General features: G+C 66.5%; 17 protein-coding genes and 1 pseudogene. 2 read left to right on the top strand and 16 right to left on the bottom strand.

Going from position 1 to position 21,340, the window contains the following annotated elements; translation table 11 throughout:
* Window positions 1–21: 21 nt before the first annotated feature.
* Window positions 22–2,339 (top strand): annotated as a pseudogene (locus AS181_RS25755) (heavy metal translocating P-type ATPase).
* A 29-nt stretch (window positions 2,340–2,368) separates the two neighbouring features.
* Here AS181_RS25755 and AS181_RS24575 read toward each other — a convergent pair.
* Window positions 2,369–3,247 carry a universal stress protein gene (locus tag AS181_RS24575; protein WP_175404318.1) on the bottom strand — a complete coding sequence of 293 codons (879 nt, stop codon included), beginning with the start codon at window positions 3,245–3,247 and terminating at the stop codon, window positions 2,369–2,371.
* A 257-nt stretch (window positions 3,248–3,504) separates the two neighbouring features.
* On the opposite strand from AS181_RS24575, the gene AS181_RS12015 reads away from it, so the two are divergent.
* Entirely contained in the window at window positions 3,505–4,521 is a 1,017-nt protein-coding gene (locus AS181_RS12015) for a zinc-binding alcohol dehydrogenase family protein (RefSeq protein ID WP_058251874.1), read from the top strand.
* Window positions 4,522–4,536: 15 nt separating this feature from the next.
* Here AS181_RS12015 and AS181_RS12010 read toward each other — a convergent pair whose 3' ends face one another.
* From AS181_RS12010 to AS181_RS11940, 15 genes are all read right to left on the bottom strand, one after another.
* Window positions 4,537–5,427, bottom strand: coding sequence for a universal stress protein (locus AS181_RS12010; protein ID WP_058251827.1), 891 nt, complete (start codon window positions 5,425–5,427; stop codon window positions 4,537–4,539).
* Window positions 5,428–5,930: 503 nt separating this feature from the next.
* Window positions 5,931–7,322: a glycosyltransferase gene (locus tag AS181_RS12005; RefSeq protein WP_058251873.1), complete on the bottom strand. Its 1,392-nt coding sequence runs from the start codon at window positions 7,320–7,322 to the stop codon at window positions 5,931–5,933.
* Window positions 7,319–8,329 (bottom strand): hypothetical protein, encoded by a 1,011-nt coding sequence (locus tag AS181_RS12000; protein WP_058251826.1) that lies wholly within the window; start codon window positions 8,327–8,329, stop codon window positions 7,319–7,321. Before AS181_RS12000 ends, AS181_RS12005 begins: the two co-directional genes overlap by 4 nt.
* Window positions 8,326–9,270: a WcbI family polysaccharide biosynthesis putative acetyltransferase gene (locus tag AS181_RS11995; protein WP_058251825.1), complete on the bottom strand. Its 945-nt coding sequence runs from the start codon at window positions 9,268–9,270 to the stop codon at window positions 8,326–8,328. Before AS181_RS11995 ends, AS181_RS12000 begins: the two co-directional genes overlap by 4 nt.
* Window positions 9,271–9,486: 216 nt before the next feature.
* A complete protein-coding gene (locus AS181_RS11990) occupies window positions 9,487–10,629 on the bottom strand; it encodes an acyl-CoA dehydrogenase family protein (protein ID WP_058251824.1) in 1,143 nt (380 codons plus the stop codon).
* Between the two features lie 93 nt (window positions 10,630–10,722).
* Complete coding sequence (locus AS181_RS11985; RefSeq protein ID WP_091344346.1) at window positions 10,723–12,333, bottom strand: AMP-binding protein; 1,611 nt, start codon at window positions 12,331–12,333, stop codon at window positions 10,723–10,725.
* Window positions 12,323–13,450 carry a glycerol dehydrogenase gene (locus tag AS181_RS11980; protein ID WP_058251823.1) on the bottom strand — a complete coding sequence of 376 codons (1,128 nt, stop codon included), beginning with the start codon at window positions 13,448–13,450 and terminating at the stop codon, window positions 12,323–12,325. The genes AS181_RS11985 and AS181_RS11980 overlap by 11 nt, the downstream gene beginning before the upstream one ends.
* Window positions 13,447–14,436, bottom strand: a complete 990-nt coding sequence (locus AS181_RS11975) for a transketolase family protein (protein ID WP_058251822.1) — start codon at window positions 14,434–14,436, stop codon at window positions 13,447–13,449. Before AS181_RS11975 ends, AS181_RS11980 begins: the two co-directional genes overlap by 4 nt.
* The gene (locus AS181_RS11970) at window positions 14,429–15,271 is read right to left on the bottom strand and encodes a transketolase (protein WP_058251821.1); all 843 of its coding nucleotides are present in this window, start codon (window positions 15,269–15,271) and stop codon (window positions 14,429–14,431) included. Before AS181_RS11970 ends, AS181_RS11975 begins: the two co-directional genes overlap by 8 nt.
* A 3-nt stretch (window positions 15,272–15,274) precedes the next feature.
* Complete coding sequence (locus AS181_RS11965) at window positions 15,275–16,072, bottom strand: SDR family NAD(P)-dependent oxidoreductase (protein WP_058251820.1); 798 nt, start codon at window positions 16,070–16,072, stop codon at window positions 15,275–15,277.
* Window positions 16,069–17,505, bottom strand: a complete 1,437-nt coding sequence (locus tag AS181_RS11960; protein ID WP_058251871.1) for an MFS transporter — start codon at window positions 17,503–17,505, stop codon at window positions 16,069–16,071. The genes AS181_RS11965 and AS181_RS11960 overlap by 4 nt, the downstream gene beginning before the upstream one ends.
* Before the next feature lie 132 nt (window positions 17,506–17,637).
* Complete coding sequence (locus tag AS181_RS11955) at window positions 17,638–18,339, bottom strand: HAD family hydrolase (RefSeq protein WP_058251819.1); 702 nt, start codon at window positions 18,337–18,339, stop codon at window positions 17,638–17,640.
* A 2-nt stretch (window positions 18,340–18,341) separates the two neighbouring features.
* Window positions 18,342–19,259: a phosphotriesterase family protein gene (locus tag AS181_RS11950; RefSeq protein ID WP_058251818.1), complete on the bottom strand. Its 918-nt coding sequence runs from the start codon at window positions 19,257–19,259 to the stop codon at window positions 18,342–18,344.
* Between the two features lie 38 nt (window positions 19,260–19,297).
* Entirely contained in the window at window positions 19,298–20,845 is a 1,548-nt protein-coding gene (locus tag AS181_RS11945; protein ID WP_058251817.1) for an FGGY-family carbohydrate kinase, read from the bottom strand.
* A complete protein-coding gene (locus AS181_RS11940; protein ID WP_139114206.1) occupies window positions 20,842–21,318 on the bottom strand; it encodes a hypothetical protein in 477 nt (158 codons plus the stop codon). The genes AS181_RS11945 and AS181_RS11940 overlap by 4 nt, the downstream gene beginning before the upstream one ends.
* Window positions 21,319–21,340 lie beyond the last annotated feature (22 nt).

The raw sequence follows: 21,340 nt of genomic DNA, 5'->3' as shown, positions 1-21,340 counted from the left end.
CGACCACCGCCACACCCTCACTTGGGTAAGCCCTCCCCCGGAGCCGTCCTTCTGACGGCGACCGCTACCGCTTTCGCAGCGGGCGCACTCCTGTGGTCCGCGGGGTCGGGCCGGCTTGCCAACGCCTGCTGGACAGCGGGGATCGCTGTCGCGCTCGCAGCGTCGCTGTGGTGGATCCTGTCGGGGCTTCGTCAGCGCAAGCTCGGGGTCGATCTCATCGCATCGCTGGCGCTCGTCGGGACTGTGCTGGTCGGCGAGTATGCAGCGGGCTCGTTGATCGGGGTGATGCTCGCGACCGGCCGGCTTCTGGACGCGTCGGCGTCGCGACGTGCACGCAAGGACCTCAGTGCGCTCGTGAATCGGTTTCCGACGACCGCGCGACGACGCCGCGGGGCCGAGATCACCGTGATCGACGTCGACGCCATCGAACCCTGGGACATCCTGGCCGTGGCCCCGGGAGAAATCGTCCCGGCGGACGGTCGACTGCGCGACAACGCAGTACTCGACGAATCTGCACTCACCGGTGAGCCGTTGCCACGACACGTCCGGCGCGGTGGCACCATCCGGTCCGGTGCGGTCAACGCCGGCGCAGCCTTCGACATGATCGCCCGCTCCCCCTCGGCCGACAGCACCAATGCAGGCATCGTTCGACTGGCTGGAGCAGCCGCCGCCGAACGTGCGCCCGTGGTCCGACTCGCGGACCGCCTGGCCATCTTATTCATCCCCGTGACGCTGACTGTGGCCACGGTCAGCTGGTGGATCAGCGGCTCGCCGACCCGCGCAGTCGCCGTTCTCGTCGTCGCCACACCCTGCCCGCTGCTCTTGGCCGCGCCGATCGCCATTGTCGCCGGCCTGTCACGGGCTTCTCGATCAGGAGTGATCATCCGCGACGGTGGTGCCCTCGAGACTCTGGGACGCGCCCGCACCCTGCTGATCGACAAGACCGGCACCCTGACCACCGGCCGCCCGGAACAAGTGGAAGTCACCGCGGCCCCCGGAGAGGATGCCGACGGTCTGCTGCGGCTATCGGCTTCGGTCGAACAGATGTCGCCGCACGTGTTCGCGACCGCCATCGTGAGTGAGGCCGCTCGACGTGAGCTGCCACTGACCGTGCCGACAGGTGTCCACGAGAACGCGGGAACGCGGGTACGGGCGTCTCCGGCGTGGTCGCGAACCGTTTCGTCGAGGTCGGTGCGCGAGACGCCCCGGTTTCGGTCTGGGCGCGCGCGGTGGTACGCGGCAGTGAGCTGGACGGGACCGCCATCGCCTGGATCAGGGTGGACCATCGCGATGCGGGCGCCATCACCATGAGCGACCCCGTACGAGCAGATGCACCGCGCACACTCCGTCGACTCCGTGCTGCGGGGGTGACCAAAGTCGTTCTCCTCACGGGCGACCGAGAATCAACCGCCCGCGAGGTTGGTACCGTGCTCGGCGTCGACGAGGTGTACGCCGGGCAGACTCCCGCCGACAAAGTCGCCTGCGTCGAGGAGGAATGCCGCTCGGCAGTCACCGTGATGGTGGGCGACGGCGTGAATGACGCGCCGGCTTTGGCGAGCGCAAGTGTCGGTGCGGCCTTGGGCGCCCACGGCACGACGGCGAGTACGGCTACAGCAGACGTTGTCCTCACCACCGACGGGATCGGGCCGCTCGCTTCAGCGATGGAGATCGCGCGCCGTTCGCGTCGGATCGCCGTTCAGAGCGCGGGTATCGGCATGGCGCTCTCAATCGGTGCCATGCTTGTTGCTGCCTTGGGCTGGCTCCCGCCGACCGCCGGCGCTTTGCTCCAGGAAGCGATCGACGTCGCAGTCATCCTGAATGCCCTACGCGCATTGACCGGTCCGCGGTCGGTCGTACACGTTGATGATCCCACCGGGGCGTTGCTCCGCAGGTTCTCGACCGAGCATGAGATGCTTCGGACGAAACTTCGAGTACTGGTCGATGGCGCGAATGACTTGGCGGGACAGGGCATCGAGGCATCGAGCGGCGACGGAGTGCAAGGGTTACGGCGAGCGGATGATCTACTCGCGGCGGTTGTTCTGCCTCACGAGCATGCTGAAGAATCCTTGCTCTATCCTGCACTTGCCAAACCCCTGGGCACCACCGAGGCCACCGTGACCATGAGTCGGATGCACGCCGAGATCGACAGGCTGGCGAGGAGGGTGCATGCCCATCGTATGCACGCGGATCGAAACGGGCAGATCACCGCCGATCAAAGACTCGACGTGATGGCGACCCTCTACGGGCTCCATGCTCTCCTGCGACTTCACTTCTCCGAAGAGGAGCAGAACTATTTCACTCTGGTAGCTACTCCTGGTACAGGAACGGCCCTTCCGTGATCCTGTCGCTGAGGACTCGAATGAGGTCGTCACCAATGCGTCGGGACAACCATGATCGGTACCTCGATCGAATGCAGGACCGCGCGACTGGTGGACCCGATCACGTGGGCCGAAGGTCCGGTCAAGCCTCGACTGCCCACCACCACCATCGACGATCCCGAAGCATGTTCGGCTATCGCGTCCACTGGACGATCGTGCACGAACTCCCAGCGGACAGACGTCGTGCTGCCCCGCGACGAGGCAGTTCGGGCGTGCTCGATGCCGTGGTCGAGGCCGGCGCGATCGGCGCCCGACATTGCGTGGACGGCAACGACTTCAGTGTGCCGGAGCGCTGCTTCCTCCGCCGCATGCATCAGGACGGCGGTGTCGCCTGTTCCACCGTCCAGTCCGGCAATCACCGGACCGTCCGATCTCTCGTCAGAACGGTCGCGGACAACGACGACCGGGCACGACGAACGCATGGCGACCGTGGTGCTGATCGCGCCGAGTAGTCCGCCGGCGAGGTCGCCGAGTCCGCGCGATCCTACGACGAGTTCACGAGCCGCTCGCCCTGCTGCGACGAGAGCGTCGACGGGTCGCCCTTCCGATATGTGCGTGATGATCGGTACCGCACTGTGGCCGGCGGTCCGGCGGGCCGATGAGCGGGCGTCGGCCAGCACACGCCGCGAGCGACGAGTGCACTGAGCGGAGCAATCCGTTCGGAGGTTCACCGCATCGGCAAACGTCGGACGATGCTCGTGTTGGACGGTGACGATTGTCAGCGACGCACCTCTGAGGACCGCATCGTCCACCGCCCACCGGAGCGCCCCCAGGGACGGCCCCGACACATCCTTCAGCCCCACCACCACTGGCAGGTCGTCGGCGATGCGGTCAGAAGAAGCGCGGTCCGGATGCGACTCACGAGACATGCAACCAGTATCAGCAGCGCCGACGGATTCCGACCAGGGACCAAGGCAATACATAACGCGCGGACGGGGGCGACGTTCGGACGAGCTGGCCGATGCCCTACATCGTGGGGTCGATCGACTCTGTTGCATCCCATTGTCTGCGCGCACGCTTGAGCCATTGGGAGGCAAACGCGGGAGAGGTCTAGATGATGGACTGGGGATTGCCGACGGACGCGCAGACATCGGAATCGGGATCGTCGGCGGTGGCGGTGCCGACGATGCGGGCATGGTCCGTCAGGGCACCCGGTCCGGTGTCTCGGACGCCTCTGCGATTGGAGGAGGTCCCCCGCCCGATTCCGTCGACAGGCGAACTGCTGATCGCGGTCGAGGCATGCGGAGTGTGCCGAACCGATTTGCACGTCTGCGAGGGTGACCTACCCGAACATCGCCCGCATGTCACCCCTGGGCACGAGGTGGTTGGCACGGTCGTCGAGATCGGCATCGACACCGACACCGCGTTCCAGATCGGCCACCGGGTCGGGGTGCCATGGCTGCGCAGCACCTGCGGGATGTGTGCCTACTGCCGGCGCGGGGCCGAAAACCTCTGCATGTCATCGACGTACACCGGATGGGATGCGGACGGCGGATACGCAGAGTACGTCCTCGCCCCCGCGGACTACGCCCTGGCCCTTCCCGAGGGCTACACCGTCGACGAGCTCGCGCCGCTGTTGTGCGCGGGAATCATCGGCTACCGCGCCCTGCGGCGGACCAGCCTGCCCGAAGGGGGACGTCTGGGCTTGTACGGCTTCGGAGGCAGCGCCCACCTGGTCGCCCAGGTGGCCCTCCAGCGCGGCGCCTCCGTACACGTCATGACCCGCGAACCCCACGCTCGCCGCCTAGCACGTGAACTCGGAGCGACATCGGTGGGCGAAGTCCATTCCCATCCGTCCGAACTCCTGGACGCCGCAATCATTTTCGCCCCCGTCGGTGAGCTTGTGCCGGTGGCCCTGTCAGCCCTTGATCGGGGCGGTGTCGTCACACTCGCCGGGATCCACATGAGCGACACCCCACCGCTGAACTACCAGCAACACCTCTTCCACGAACGCGAAATCCGCAGCGTCGAAGCGAACACACGAGAAGACGCGACGGAGTTCCTCCGATTCGCCGGAGAGCATCGACTGCAGGTGACGACAACCTCATACCCGCTCGACGACGCACTGCTCGCTCTCCGGGATCTCAAGGCGGGCCGCTTTGCCGGCGCCGCTGTTCTACGTCCCGATCAGCGCGCGAACTGAGGTCGCCAACGGCCGTCACGACTCGTTGCTGTGCGTGACCATCACCGGACACGGGGCGACCTGTACCACAGCCCGACTGGTGGAACCGAGAAGTAGTCCTCGAAACCCGCCCCGACCGCGCGTACCCACCACGATCAGCTGCGCCGACTGCGCTGCCTCAACGATCTCCTCTGCGGGAGACGCGATTCCAACATGTTTGCGGATCGTTACGTCCGGAAAGTCTTCCACAGGGCCCGCGAGCTGCTCGCCCAACACTTCCTCGGCCTCGTCCCGCATGTTTCGCTCGGCAAGGCGCGCGTCACCGTAGAACGCCGCCGGCGAGAACTCCCCGAACGCGTGAACCGCCACCAACGGGACTCCCAACAGATCTGCTTGGCGAAATGCCTCGGCGATCGCGGCGCTCGACCTCGGTGACGCATCGACCCCGACCACGACGGATCCACTCGCGGGCGGAGTTCCACCCACGATCACCACTGGGCAGTGCGCATGCGTTGCGGCGTCGGCACTCACCGAGCCGAGCAACAATCCGCGGACCCCACCGAGCCCTCGCCTACCAACGACCACCGTGCGCGCTTCAGTGGAAGCCTGCCGGAGTGCGAGTATCGCCGACCCTCCGACGATCTTTCCGTCGACCGGCACATCGGGGTCCACACTTTTCGCGAGCGTCGTCGCCGCATCCACCGCACGCGACGCATCGCCCTGCATGGCCTCGACGACGGCCGGTGACGTCATCATGGCCGTGGGTGCGTACGCCCCGGGCACGATTCCAACTGCGGATAACACTCGCACCGAACATTTCTCGCGAGCTGCAGCACCCACCGCCCAGCGCACCGCCATCAGCGCGCACTCCGAACCATCGACGCCGACAACGATCGGCGCAGTCGCGGTGTCCACCAGTTCAGCCATCCGTATCTCCGTCCGTCGATGCTCAACATCACGTGTCGAGCATTGGTGAGCTCGACAGCATCCACGAGCAGCACAGGTGATACCCGTCGGGCACCTCTCATGGTGGCCCGCTCACGGAGCGTTTTCCGGAGGCGAAAGTCACCAACGGGCCGACCCTGGACCCCTATTCGCGGTTGGGCTCCGAGCAGAACGCGCAAAGCCGACTACAACGAAGTACGAGAAGCGTGTCTTGCTTTGCTCCCGGACGGATTGCGCACACTACAGACGTGCCTGACCGACCAGGCGTGACCGGAAGCGGCTCAGCCGTCTCCGCCCGTGCCCGCGAGACCTACGTGTCCTCACGCCCTTACCAGTGGAAGTCGGCATTGTGGCCAGCGCAGAATCCACGCGGTGGCGAAACCAGCGGAACGGGTTCACAACCCGTCCAGTGTCAGTTCGAGTTCGACCGGGGCCCCAGTCACACCAGAGCATGTCGCGCTCACGGACCAGGTCCTACTCGCCACTCACCAGGACAACACTGGTTCAGTGTCGCCGACGACGATCCCGACATCGCCGTGGTCCACCGTCCGAACCCCGAACAGCCGGTCGAGAAGCTCGTCGGCCGCCAGGTCGGTGTGCGCCTCCCAGCGCCGGACGCGGTGGCGTGCGCGCGACGACGCGATCGTCACCGACGCCGACGGCGTTCCGCCGAAATCCACCGTCACCTGGCCACACTCCCCCGGCGCGACCTCGACGGTGAGCCGTGCGAGCGAGTCGCCCGAGAAGACCACGGACCCGGTGATCTCGAGGACGAATCTGCACCGCGACAGCGTCGACGCGTCCGGGCTACCGGTCCGGATTCGCGAATCGTGCACGCCCAGCTCGGCGAGCAGAGTGTCGGCACGTGCGCCGACGAGCCAGATGGCCGCATCCACGCTGCGACCGTCCGCCCCACGCAGTACGCTGCCGACCGTTCGCATCAGCGACGCCGCGGTGTGTCCCTCGGCCGACATCACCACGACGACGTCGGGGATCGAATACAGGAGTCCGACTGTCCGGGCCGCCGGATCGGTGACGAGCGGCGCGAGCGCCAGGGCTTCGGCGTTCTTCTCCGAGATTCGTTCTGAAACCGGACGCTCGGCCCAGTCGGGACCGTCGTGCCACGCGACCGCTTCGGGTTGATGCGCGAACACCGCTCCCATCATAAACGCCCGGTTCGCGAACTCCCAGTCCTCTCCCCCGTACCGGACGAACGACGGATCGAACCCACCGATGTCGTCGAACAGCTCACGGCTGCAGGTCATCACCGCGCTGATCATGTACTTGTAACCATCCCAGCCAGGGGCCAGGAGATCGGCCGTGCGATCGTACGCGTCGACCAGCCACCCGGGTTCGCACTCATGCGAACGTTCGAGATGCCCCTGTGCGCACAACCATTCGTGCATCCCATCCGGGCTGACCTCGCCGAGATCAGCATGTTTGCGCCGACCGACGACGAGCGCGTCGGGTGCCGCGGCCGGCAACCGGACCGCGTGGCGGATGTACCCGGCTGTCGGAATCGTGTCCGCGTCGAGGAAACACAGGATCGCGCCGTTGGATGCGGCGACCCCCAGGTTGCGGGCGGCCGCCGCCCGAAAGCCCTTGTCCTCCTGCGACACCACCGTGATCGTCAACCGGGACGTCCACGCGGTGACGTCCGGCGAACAGGACGAACCGTCGTCGGCCACGACCACCTCCAGGCGATCAGCCGGGTAGGTCTGGGCCGTCAACGCCTCCAGGACCAGCGCCAGTTGACGAGGTTGGTTGTAGTACGGGATGACGACACTCACCAGCGGCGTCGGCGCGGCATCGCCGATCAGGTCCCACCGGTTGTCGGGCACGACGGTCCGACCATCACCGAGCCCGACGACCGTCACGCACTCCACCGCCGCAGCAGCCGCTCGTGCTCCAGCCCGACATCGACGGCCGTGGGCGACGGAACCACGGACGGATCGATCCAGGTGCCCGCAGGATGCGCGAACGCATGCTCGATGGCGGCCTGCAGCGCATCGTCATCGTTCGCGTGCATCGTCAGCACGCCCGGGGACCGCGCGGCGAGTTCCTCGGTGTAGGTGGTGCGCGGGACCAGTGGCCTGCGCCCGGCGGAGATCCAGGAGTTGATCGAGCCGGATGCCGACATGTGCCGGTGATAGGCGACGGGGACCGTGACCTCGGCCGACGCCCGCCGGAGTTCGTCGTCGGTCAGGTAGCCGGTGATCTCACACCGCCTACCCATGTCCGCCGCCAGCTTGGCCAGGTCGTCGGCCAGATCCTCGTGTCCGGGAGACGGGGTGCCGAGTGCGACGAAGCCGGTTGACGGATCGAGACCGGACATCGCCCGGAGGGTCTCGAGATGTCCCTTCCCGGGATACAGGTAGCCGAGCACGCCGACCGTCGATTCCGCTGTCGCCAAGGGCTTGTCGACCCGTCGGGAGTCGATCATCAGCGGAACGACCTCGACATCGATCGTCGGGTCGACGAATTCGGAGAACAACGACGCCTCGTGACGGCTCGACACGATCACGCCGGTCGCCGATCGGGCTACCGACCGGAAGAACTCGATGCGTGCCTGCATCGACCGCCCGTCCGATGGCTGGGGCAGGTCGTGCAGCGTCACCGAGACCGGTCGGCGCAGACCCGCGATCATCGCGAGCAGATTGTCGCGCGCCTGCAGGGGCGTGCGCCCGAACAGACGATCTGTCACATGCAGGTGCACGAGCGCGCAGTCGGCCAGTCCCGCCGGCAGGCCGGCGCAGGGTGTGCGCATGTGCGCCAACCGATGATGGCCGCCCTCGGCGGTCACCGCGTCGTACACCGACTGCGCATACCGCACCACACCGTGCGACCGGGGCCCGACGAGGAGGTGTCCCAGGGGCCTCGTCATGCCAACCCCAGGATGTCGACGAGCTCGACGTAGCGGTCCAGCACGGCATCGATGAACTCGGGATGGTCTGCGTACCACTGCATCTGACTGCGGTGGACGACCTCCTCGGTCATCACCGCACCGTCGACGTCCCAGGCGATCCGCGCGGATGCGTCGATACCGAGCGCATCGATCACGCGTTGTTCCAGGGGCGCGCGAATGTTGCCGAGCAACTCCCGCGTCGGTGGGATCGGCGCCGACGCCCCGAGTGCATCGAGGATTCGACGACCGAGCGTCAGCAGCACCCGGTTGCCGGGATGGTTGATCGTGTGGGCGGCGTCCGCCCCGGCGTCGAGCAGGATGTCGGAGATCGCGATGTCGCACTGGCGGCGTTCGCGCATCGCGAGCTGTTCCACACTCCAGCGCTCCGCTTCTCGGAGGTGTTCGCCCGTGACGTGGACATCCCATTCGTCGAAAGATCTATGTCCGTCCCGCACGGCCAGGACCGTTCGCAGATCGTGATACGGCACAGCAGCGGGTACCGCGGACGGCTGCGCGGGATGTCGCGCGATGACCTGGAACGGATACAACCCGCCATATCGGATGACCGGCCACACGATGAACCTCGCGGACGGTGCCAGGTCGACCAGGTCCGGTCCACCGATCGGGAGTCCCCGGTAACCGGCGCGCACCGGCTGGGAGACGATCACCGCGGCTCGACGGACGAGGCGTTCGACGTGGTCGACGTCGGAGGACTCGAGTTCGTGGACCGGTGGGACGCGGACGGTACGAAACCGAAGGCCCGGGGAACTCGCCAGCACGATCCGCAACGCTTCGGCCTGGCAGTTTCCCCAGACCAGCAGTAGCTGCCTGTCGTCGGCCAGCGGGGGTTCGGTGACGCCGTAGAAGTCGCCGTAGTGCCTGGTTCGACCGTCGACCGGCACGTCGTCATGCGGAGTCACGGTTGCTCTGAAGTGGTCGAGAGACGCGATGGTCGCTGTGACATCGTCAGTTCTGGCTCCCCTCTGGAAACGCTTCGGCCGTACCCCCGGCTCCCCGTATAGCCGTTCAGCCCGCTAATGAATCATCGACTTGATCACTCCGGGGACCACCGGGACGGCGACGGCCCCGGTGAGCGGGTCACCGGGGCCGTCGCCCAGACGGGAGTCGTCACATCGTCACAGTGTCCGCGCGATGATCTCCTTCATGATCTCGTTGGTGCCGGCGTAGATCTTCTGCACACGATTGTCGGCCCACAGGCGAGCGATCGGGTATTCGTTCATGTAGCCGTAGCCGCCGAACAGCTGGAGGCATTCGTCGGCGACCACCATGGCGCGGTCGCTGGTCCACCACTTGGCCATCGCCACGGTGGGGATGTCGAGTTCGCCCTTGATGTGCTTGGTGATGCAGTCGTCGATGAAGACCCGGCCGATCCGGGTCTCGGTGGCCGCCTCCGCGAGTTTGAACTTGGTGTTCTGGAAGCTGAAGATCGGCCGGCCGAAGGCCGTGCGGTCCTTGGTGTAGGCGATGGTCTCCGAAACTGCCTTCTCCATTCCCGCCACCGACGCCACGGCGATGATCAGACGTTCCTGCGGGAGCTGCTGCATCAGCTGGATGAAGCCCTGCCCCTCCTCGGTGCCGAGCAGATTCGAGGTGGGAACGCGCACACCGTCGAAGGACAGCTCCGAGGTGTCCTGCCCGCGCTGGCCGACCTTGTCGAGCACCCGGCCACGACGGAAGCCCTCGCGGTCCGCCTCGACGAGGATGAGCGAGATGCCCTTGGCGCCCTCGGACACGTCGGTCTTGGCGACGACGATGATGATGTCGGCCTGACTTCCGTTGGTGATGAACGTCTTCGAGCCGTCGATGACGTACTCGTCACCCTGCTTGATCGCCTTGGTCTTGACGCTCTGCAGGTCCGATCCCGTACCGGGCTCGGTCATCGCGATGGCGCCGACGGCCTCGCCGCTGGCCATCTTGGGCAGCCACGTGGTCTTCTGCTCCTCGGAGCCGTACTCCAGGATGTAATGCGCAACGATGCCGTTGTGCAGGCTGACGCCCCACGAGCTGTCGGCGACGCGCGCCTGCTCCTCGATCAAGACGGCCTCGTGCGCAAAGTTGCCGCCCCCGCCCCCGTACTCCTCCGGGATCGACATGCAGAGAAGACCCAGCTCGCCGGCCTTGTTCCACAGGTCGCGGTCGACGTGGTGCTGCTCGATGAACTTATCGGCGTTCGGCTTGATCTCCTTCTCGCAGAAGCTGCGAGCCAGATCGCGCAGGGCGCTGAGATCGTCGTTTTCCCAAGAGGACCGTTCGGCCATGGTGCGAGTACCTATCCACGATTGACAGTATCAATGGCGAGCGTAACAGTGCTTGTTGGCAACGTTACGTTGGGATGACCGGAACGCTTTGTGTCAGCTGGACGCCCCACCACCGCGGAGCACGTTCTTCTGGATCTTGCCCGTCGACGTCTTCGGCAGTTCCGCGAACACGATTTCTTTCGGCACCTTGAACCGGGCGAGCGTCTTGCGCGCGAACTCGACGAGACCCTCAGCGGTCAGGCTCGCTCCGGCGCGCACGCTGACATAGGCGATCGGCACCTCGCCCCATCGTTCATCCGGACGGCCGACGACCGCCGATTCGACGACGTCGGGATGGCTGTCGAGCACCCGCTCCACCTCGACTGACGCGATGTTCTCGCCACCGGAGATGATGACGTCCTTGCTGCGGTCCCGGATCTCGACGTACCCGTCCGGATGCATCACCGCGAGATCACCGGTCCGCAGCCAACCGTCCAGGGTTGCCGCGGCAGTGGCCTCGGGATCGCGGTAGTAGCCGAGCATGACGTTGTTGCCGCGCACCACCAACTCGCCGATGGTCTCGCCATCGGCCGCGACATCGCCTCCTTCGTCGGACACGACTCGGACACGCCCTGCCACGATGTTTCCGATTCCCTGTCGCGCCTTGCGTACGGCGCGCACCTCGTCCGTGGCGTCATCCCACTCCGGCTGCCACTGGTTCACGACGATCGGGCCGAACGTCTCGGTCATCCCGTAGAGGTGGGTGATCTCGATGCCCAACCCGGCCATCCGGGCGAGGAGAGCAGGCGATGGTGGTGCACCTCCCGTCGCGGCCTGGACGACTCGATCGAGCCGAGCCGCCGACGGGTCTTCGGCGATCATGGTGAGGACCGTGGGTGCCGCGCTGAAATGAGTCACGTCGTCGTCGACGAGGTGACGCCAGATGAGTCCGGTGTCGATGCTGCGCAGGCAGACGCTCGTGCCGCCCGCGGCGATGACCGCCCACGTGAAACACCAACCGTCGCAGTGGAACATGGGGAGTGTCCAGAGATACTTCGACCCCGGACCTAGCCCGGAGTGGTAGGCCATCGCCACCGACTGCAGATACGCCCCCCGATGGTGGTACATCACGCCTTTCGGGCGTCCCGTCGTCCCGGAGGTGTAGTTGATCGCGAGCAGACCCCGTTCGCCGGTGTCCCGACGAATCGGGGCGCCCGCGTCTGCGAGCAGACGCTCGTACTCGTCCGAGCCGTCGGCCGAACCACCGATCACCACCCGAATTCCGACTGCTTCGCCGACCGCTCGTGCGCGATCAGCGAACTCGACCGTCGAGACGAGAACCGACGCGCCACTGTGTTCCAGGATGTAGATCAGCTCCGGTTCGGAGAGCCGGACGTTCAACGGCACCAGTACGGATCCGTGAGCGGGCGCAGCACTGTGCAGTTCGAGCATCACGTGCGAGTTCGCACACAACGCGGCAACACGGTCACCGGGACCGACACCGAGCTGTTCGATCACCGCGGTCAACCGCTGCACCCGATCGTGGAACTCGGTGTAGGTGAAGGAACGTGACCCGTCGATCACCGCGATTCGTCCGGCGAATGCCGCAGCGGCTCGATCCAGGAACGTGGCCGGACTGAGTGCGGAGAAGGCGAACTCGGCCGCGGGCGGCACCGGACTCCGGGCGCTGTCGATGTCCGGGTCCGGGCCGTGGTCAGTCACCATCGATCGCCGCCTCTTTCTCCACCTGTTCGATGGCCGCGATGATACTGGGGACCGATGCGTCGACCCAGGTGTTCGCGACGTGCGGCGCCGACGCCGCGGCGACAGCCAGAGCCTCGATCTCGGCGTTCGACGGTTCGCCCATGTCCAGATCGGCCAGCGAGGTCGGGAGACCGAGGGCACGGAGGAAGCTGCGGATCTCGTCGTGGTCGACCTCGGGATCGTCCTCGAGCGCCAGATGGACGAGCAACCCGTAGGCGACGTGGTAGCCGTGCAGGTGCGCCGACGACCCACGACCGACCTGCAATCCTCGCGTCATACAGTGCGCGATCGACAGGCCGCCGTTCTCGTAACCGATGCCCGACAACAGGATCACCGCCTCGACGACCGCCTCGAGCTCGGGGGTGACCTGGTGCGCGAGCGCATCGCGCACTGCAGCCTCCCCGTCGCGCAACAGGATTTGAGAACATCCATCGGCGACCACCTCGCCGATGATCAGCGGACGGGTGCCCTGCGTGGTGACACCGCGCCCTCGCGCACACGAGCGGGCCTCGTACTTCTTCGCGAGCGCGTCCCCGATGCCCGATACCAGAAATCGGATCGGTGCCTTCGCGATCACCTCGGTGTCAACGACGACCGCAGCCGGATTCGCGGGCAGACGACCGAGTTCCGACAGCCGTCCGAACTCGTCGTAGAGCGCGAACACACTGGCGGTGGGGCCGTCATTCGACGCGACCGTGGGGACCGAGACCATCGGCCGTCCGACGGTCTCGGCCACGCCCTTGGCGATGTCGAGCGCCTTGCCTCCCCCGATGCCGACCACCACGTCGCCCTGCCCGGCTGACACACGCGTCAGGGTGTCGGCGATGACGCCGCGCGTCACCGGTCCGGCCACCGGGATCACCTGGGCCCGTAGTTCGGCAGCGGCGAGCGACGCCTCGATACGCGCACCGAACAGTCCCGAGATGTCGGCGTCGATGACGACGATCGGCGCTCCCCCGATCTCGGCCACCACCCCACCGACGTCGTCGAGAACCCCTGGGCCCTGCAGATACTGTTGCGGTGCCGCGAACCGACGGGCGGTGCGGGCGACACCGATCCCGTCCAGCAGAGCGCTCATGCGTGCGGCCAGTTCCCGGTGATCACCGCGTGCGTGATCGCCGTCTCGTCGAGACCGAACAGGGCCTCGTTGTAACCCTGGGAACCGCAGGGGTGGAAGCGATCTCCCAGCCCGATCCTGGTCACCGGCACCGAGATCCCCCGGTCGGCCAGTGTCTCGACGACCGCGCTGCCCAGACCGCCCGAGCGCAAGCCGTTCTCGACCACGATCACCCGACCGACGTCTGCGGCGACTGCGGCGATGGCCTCGGTGTCCAGTGGCTTGATCGTCGGAACGTGCAGCACTGCCGCCGATACCCCGGCCGCCTCCGCGGACTCGGCCGCTCTCAGCGCGCGAGCCGTCATGAACCCCGTCCCGATGACGGCGACGTCTCGACCCGGACGCAGCATCCGTGCGCGGCCGATCTCGAACTCGAAGTCGTCCTCGTCGAACACGACGGGCACCTTGCCGCGCAGGTTGCGGATGTAGAAGGTACCCGGCGTGGCCGCGGCAGCGCGGATGACGTGACGGAGTTCCACCGCATCGCACGGATCGATGACCGTCAGATCAGGGATGGACCGCATCACGACCAGGTCCTCGAGGGACTGGTGTGTTGCGCCATAGGGATTTACGAGCCCCGGCGAACCGGCGACGATCTTCACGTCGGCCTTGCTGTGTGCGCATGACACGGCGATGAAGTCGAGGGCCCGGCGGGTGAGGAATGCTGCGTAGGTCGCGCAGAAAGCGATCTTGCCGACCTTCGCCAATCCCGCGGCCATCATCACCGCGTTCTGCTCGGCCATGCCGGCGTTGAAGTAGCGCTCCGGGAAGCGATCCCGGAACGGGATGATGTCGGAATACTTCGACATGTCGGCACTCAGTCCGACGATCCGCTCGTCGCGGGCACCGAGTTCGGCGAGTTCGGTACCGAAAGGCGCCCGCTCGTAGGGTCCCTCGACGTCGGCGATCTCGCCCATGCCGCCGGCACGGTTTTTGAGCTCAGCCACGATTCTCCTCCAGTTCGGCGATGAGTCCGGTCCACTCGGTGTCGTGGACGCGGACGAAATGTGCCCGTTCCCGGGCGACCAGCGTGGGCACGCCGGTCCCGGGAGTCGTCCGGGCGATCAGCACGCGCGGGACGTCTGCCGGCGCGGCTGCCAGCGCATCGAACGCCCGGACGAGAGCCTCGATGTCGTTGCCGTCGACCTCCTCGACCGCCCACCCGAAGGCGGCCCATTTGGCCGCGATCGGTTCCATGTCGAGCACGATCGGACCGTCGGCCTGGATTCCGTTGCAGTCCACCACGGCGGTGAGGGAGCCGAGACCGAAACTGGCGGCCGACATCGCCGACTCCCAGGTCGACCCCTCCTGCAGCTCACCATCGGAGAGTTCCACGATGATCTTCTGATCCCCACCGTCGAGGCGGAGCCCGAGCGCCATCCCGACACCCTGCCCGAGACCGTGTCCCAGTGAGCCACCGGTGATCTCGACTCCGGGCGTCTCGTCGAAAGTACTCATCGGCAGTTCGCTGCCGTTGAGTCCGTAGTCCGCGATCTGCTCCTCGGTCAGGATGCCCAGTTCGGCGAGCACCGCATAGAGCGCGATCGAGTAGTGCCCGGTGGACATCAGGAACCGGTCCCGGGAGGGCGAGTCCGGATCAGTGGCGTCGAAACGCAACTGCCGGAAGTAGATGACCGCGAGCAGGTCGGCGATCCCGAGCCCCTGAGCGATGTATCCCTCGCCTTTGTCCGCTGCCATTCGCATCATCGCCGACCTCAGCCGGAACGCGGTGTCGGCCAGTTGCGCGGTCGACGGGCGATCGATGTCGTTGTCTACGAGCATGTGTCAGGTGCCCTCTCTGGTCATCTCGGCGTCGGCCGAGTGGAATGTGCCGTCGATGGTGATCCCGCCGTCGACCCGGAGCACGGTGCCGGTGACGAACGACGCGTCCGTCGACGCGAGGAAGGAGGTGGCTGCAGCCACCTCGTCGGGAGAACCGAACCGGCGCATCGGTGTTCGATCTATCAGTCGCTTCTCATCGAGTGTTCCGGTGTCGAGACCCGTCCGCATCATCCCGGTGTCGATGTATCCGGGGGCCACCGCGTTGACCCGGATCCCGTGCGGTCCCCATTCGGCCGCGAGTGTGCGTGTGACACCCAGGACGCCGGACTTCGCGGCGGTGTACGCCAATCGTCCGGGTAGACCGAATGTCGAACCCACCGAGGCGAGATTGATGATCGACGCGTTGGGCGCCTCGCGGAGGAGGACGAAGGCCTCCCGGCTGCACCGCATGGTGCCGCCGAGGTGGACGTCGAGTTCGGCCTGCCACCGGCCGGAATCGATTGCCTCGGCCTGGGTCCGCGAAATGATACCCGCATTGTTGATCAGGACGTCGAGCCGTCCGAACCGCTGTCGCACGGCCTCGACCGCGCGGCGGACGGACTCGTCGTCGGTGACGTCGACGACCAGCGCGGACCCGCTGACGTCGGCGGCCGCCTGATCAGCACGTCCGGCGTCGATGTCGGCGATCACCACCTGGTGTCCGTCGGCCCGCAACCGTCGCGCCATGGCGAGGCCCAGACCCTGTCCGCCACCGGTGATCAGCGCCACCGAGCCGGGGATCGTCACACGTGCCCCGGTCATCGTCCGTACACCTCCCGTACCGTCATGTCGCCCTCGGCCGCGGCGATCTCGTTGGCGTCGTGCGTGGTGTCGAACGGCTCCCAGCGGATCAGCATGCAGATGGCCGCGCCGATCAGCGGCACCGCGACGAAGATGGTGATGGTGGTCGACAGCCCCAGCGACTCCGACATCCGCGGGAACGCGTACAGGCCGACGATTCCGCCGATGCTCTGCGAAATGGTGGCCAGCTGTCCGCCGCGACCACGCAGATCGGACGGGTAGGCCATCGCCGCCATGGTCAGACCTGACACACCGGGGCCCGCCGAGTGGAAGAAGATGAACATCGCCGGGACGATGAACGCCAGGAGCACGGGGAGCGAGTCGAAGAAGACGCCGAGGATCAGGATCATCGCGGCGACTGCCAGGAAGCCGTATTTCGCGGCGCCGTTCGCACCGAGTTTGGAGGCCACCCAGATCGACGCGATTCCGCCGACGATGCCGAACACGTTGAAGACGATGGAACCGAAGGTCGCCTCGCCGAAATTCTCACCGAACAGGCTGAGCGCGATGACCGGCAGGTAGTAGGCGACGGCGTAGTACTGCAACGCCTGCATCATGGTGACCACGTTCGCCAGGATCGTTCGTGCGCGGAATCGCGTGCTGAACAGTTCGGTGAAACGTCGCTCCTTCTTCGGCTCCTCGATGGCCGCGTCGAGATGACCGGTGGGATAGGTGGCCTCGATCCCGTACATCGCCTTCAACGACTTGGTCAGCTCCGGGAGTCTGCCCTTCTTGGCGAGCCAGCGCGGACTGTCCGGCATCAGCGCGAACTGCGCGATGGCGACGACGAAGGCGAACACGGCGGCGGTGACGAGTCCCCAGCGCCAGATGCTCAGTCCGACTTCGAGGTGGTACAGGCCCAGGACGATGGCCAGCGCGACGACGGTCGAGATGTACCACTGGGCCTGCCAGAAGTTGAGCAGGTACTGCCGCTTCTTGGGCAGGTTCTCCGACAGGTAGGCCATCGCGACGCCCAGGTCCACGCCGTAGGCGGCGCCGGCGATGCAGCGCGCGAGGACCAGCATCGCGAAACTCGGTGCCGCGGCCATCATCAGCGCAGCGACGACCGCGACGATCTTGGCCACCACCATGATTCGCACTCGCCCGTAGCGGTCGGCGAGCAGACCACAGGTCGCGGCCGCGATGAGGGTCGCGACGTATCCGTACGCACTGACCAGCCCCACGCCGTTGGCGTCGAGGTTGAGCTGCTCACTCATCGGCGCAGTACCGGAGCTGAGTACCGCGAGGAAGTAGGCCTCGAAAGCGATGCCGGCGAGCCCGAGCACCAGCATGAGCTTGTGTCTCCGGGTCTTGATGTCCTCCGTGTCGACCAAGTCGTCGACCTCGGCGACCGAGGTGAATGCCCGATTCCGGGCAGGGAGTAGTTGGGTCATGAGGAATCCGTTCAGGAGCGCCCGCAGTACCGACGGCGGGCGTGTCAACAGGTCACTGAATCGAGAAGTGTTGCGATCCAGCGTTTCAGGGATGGTCCAGCGCCACGTGGCGCCGGAACCGGGAGCGGTGAACTAGAGGTGCTTCAGCAGGTCGCCCAGTCTGTCGAGGAGATGGTCGGGTTCGTGATCGGCGAGTGTGTCGTGTCCGTAATATCCGTAGGCGGCACCCATCGTGCGGGTGCCCGCGGCGGCCCCGGAACGTATGTCCTGAGGGCCGTCACCGATGTACCAGGTATGGGCCGGGTCCAGCCCGGCCCGCTCCAGTCCGAGCAGGACGGGGGCTGGATGTGGCTTGCGTTCTCGGGTGTCGTCGGCGGTGACGATGGTTGCGAAGAGGTCGATATCGATGTCGAGGTACTCGAAATCCTTCTGCACCCGACTCATTCGCTTGTTCGTGACGATGCCGACGGTGATGTCGCGGTCGGCGAGCGCGGTCAGTGTCTCGTGCAGTCCCGGGTAGGCCGCCACCCGTTGATACGCACTCGAGATGTAGTGCGCCCCATAGGCACGTTCCAGATCGACCGGATCCCCGTCCGACCACCGGGCGAAGATCTCGGGCGGTCGTGGCGCCATCAGTACGCTCGGGTCCTCGAGTTCCCCGGGCAGCGGCCGGTCGAGCTCGTTCTCGAACGTCGCCCGATAGGCCTCGACGATCGCGAACCTGGAGTCGATGAGGGTGCCGTCGAGATCGAACAGCACCCCGTTCGTTGAAGTGGGAACACCGGTGTCCGCGCGGGCGGAATCGGTCTCTGCGGTGCTCGTCGGGGAACTCATGCCTACCCCTCCCGGGGGGTGAAGGCGAAGAACTCGCGCGGATTGTCCACGAACACCCGCTCCGCGATATCGGCGGGCAGGCGATCGCGAATCTGCTTGAGCAGACCGGCGAATCCCGGCCCACCTCCGTGGTGGGGCTGATAGGACGGTCGGCCGAGATCACCGGAGACCATGATCTTGGTGTAACCCTCGTCGAAAAGGCGTCGCACATAGTCGACCCGTAGCTCGTCCGATGGGTATTTCGGCTTGGTCCAGTGATCGAAACCCAGCCAGACCCCGGTCCGCGCGACCTCGCGTAGGTAGCCGAAGTCGAGGTTTCGATCCAGGTGCCCGATGAGGACGTGGTCCGGATCGACGCCCAGATCGGCGAAGCCGTTCGCCTGTAGGTCGCCGAGCGTGCCGGCCTGACAGTGCGTGGAGATCGGTGCACCGGTCATGAGATGCGCTCTGGCGACTGCCTGCTGGACCTTGCGCTCGTCGTCACGGATCTCGTCCGTCCGGCAGGTGCCGAACTTGATCACGCCGGCCGGTGCCGAGGTGTTGTCGATCCCGGCGGTGACATCGGCAACGAACCGCGCGGCGATCTCGTCGATCGATTCCGTGGCAACCGAGTCCGGATAGTAGATCCCCTTCTGATAGCCACTCGCGCTGACGATGTGCACGTTCGAGGCTTGGGCGACCGCCAGCAGTCCGGTTGCATTGCGCCCGTAATCGGCGGTTGTCATCTCGATGAGCGCGCCGCCGCCCAGCCCATCGAAGTCCGCGACCTCGGCGATGGCCGCGTCGACGCGATCGAGGACCATGTCGGGGTCCTGGTCCTGCGCCCACTTGGGCGGGTTCGTGAAGAGGTGCTCATGGCACAGGGTCACTCCGAGATTCTCCGGGGCGATGTCGCCGAGCACGGTTCTGATGACGGGCACGAGTTCTCCGTTTCGGGGTCGAGAAGGGTGAAGGCCGGTCAGGCCGGGGACAGTTGGTCGATGTCGGCAGTGGCGGCCCACACCTCGCGCAACGGCTCGAGAACGGCGCGATAGACCGCGAACGCGTCGTCGTACAGGGCAGCGGTCGACGGATCGGGCTCATGCACTCGTCCGGGCCGGACCAGACAGGTGGTCACGCTGTCGAGGTCGGGGTACTGCCCGGTGGCCACGGCCGCGAGCATGGCCGCTCCGAGCGCGCCGGACTCCGGGACATCGGGAGCCACGATCGTTTTCTGCAGGACGTCGGCAATGATCTGGCTCCACTCGACGCTGCGAGCTCCGCCGCCGGTCAGCCGGATTTCGTTGATCTGCACCGGCATCGCCGCATAACAGTCGCGCACCGACAACGCGGTGCCCTCCATGACCGCCCGCACCAGTTCGGCGGGTGTGGTGTCGCCGCGCAGATCGACGAAGCTGCCGCGCGCATTCACATCCAGGAACGGGGCCGTGGCGCCGGCTGTGTTGAGGTATGGGTGGAACACCAGTCCACGGCACCCCGGTTCGGCGGTACGGGCGAAGTCCCGCACCACGTCCCCGAGGGTCGTCGCACCGCGGGTGATGCGATCGACCTCGGCCGGACAGAACGTGTTGATCACCCAGTCCAGGCACAGCGTCCCGCCCCCGGAATTGGTGATCTGGCGCTGCCAGCGGTTCTCGGGCATGAGGAAGCCAAACCCGACTCCTGCCGGTTCGAGCAGCGGGTGATCGGTGGACGTGCCGTTCATCAGGCTTGTGCCGATGGTCGTGACGGCCTGACCGTCGTGCGCCGCACCGATTCCGATCATGTTCGCCGTCGCGTCGCCGGTGCCGGCACACACCGGTGTCCCGACCGGGAGACCGGTCTCGGCGGACGCTTCGGCGGACACGGTGCCGAGAAGCCCGTCGCTGACCCCGACCGTCGGCAAGCGGGTCGACATCTCTTCGATGCCGAATGCGGTGAAGAACTCCTCGGACTTGCGCCGGCCACGGAAGTCGCAGGGCGCGAACGAGAGATCGGACTCTTCGGTGGCCACCACGCCGGTGAGCCGATAGTTCACGTAGTCCTTGGCCATGAAGAAGTGGCGGATGGCGTGGTAACGGTCCGGTTCGGCGCGCTTCATCCAGGCCAGCAGCGGGTATGGGGTTCCCGGGATCAACGCGTTCCCGCTGATCGCGAAGAGCGCGTCGAGATGCCCCCGGTCACCGGCTTCGTCGAGGATGCCCGCGGCGCGGGCATCGGGCCAGCAGATCGCACGGCCCACGGGTTCGCCGTCGGCACCCAGGGCCCAGAGACCGCCCATGTGCCCGGTGACGCCGATCGCCACGATCGAGGTCGACGGTTCGAGTTCTCCGACCACGGCCCTGATCGTGGAAGCCACTGTCGCCCAGGTCTTCTCCGGGTCCTCCTCGTGACGCCCGGCGGTCGGGTAGAAACTGGGCGTGCGCGCACCGCATTCGGCGACGAGCTCGCCCGTGGCCAGGTCGACGGCAATCGACTTCAGCGAACTCGTCCCCTTGTCGACACCGATCACGACTGAGCGACTCATCGGGACACCCCTGCGGCGACAGCCGCCACGCGGAGCGCGAGGCGGTCGACTTCGAGCAGCTGATCAGTTGCCGTGTGTCGAACCTGTTCCCCCGCAGCTTCGATCACTCGCACCCCGGAGGCTTGTAGGCGGTGGGCGAGTACCTGCGCCCCGGGATGGTCCGACTCGATCCGAATCTGCAGTTCGCGACCAGCACCGGCCAGGATACGAACCAACGATGTACACAGGCCGCGCCAGACTGCACCGAGCACCTCCTCGGGCGAGGTCTGATACGACAGGCCGACCAGGACGTCGCGGCCGTCGACAGCCGCGTAGGTGACGCGGGTCGGGGTCGCCTCCCACTCGGCCACCGTCTCGGCGAACCGGGTCGTCAGGTCGGCGGCCACGTCGGGCGCGAACCGCTCCACGAAGGAGTCCAGCAGGTCCCAGCCGGGACTCGCCAGGGTCTCGACCGATCCGTTTGAACCCCGCACCACCACACGAGCCGGCTGGCCG

Origin of the sequence: Gordonia sp. SGD-V-85 (genome assembly GCF_001456905.1) — a bacterium.
GTDB lineage: Bacteria > Actinomycetota > Actinomycetes > Mycobacteriales > Mycobacteriaceae > Gordonia > Gordonia hongkongensis.
The sequence above is the reverse complement of the archived record's forward strand: the minus strand, read 5'-3'. Positions and strand labels throughout refer to the sequence as shown.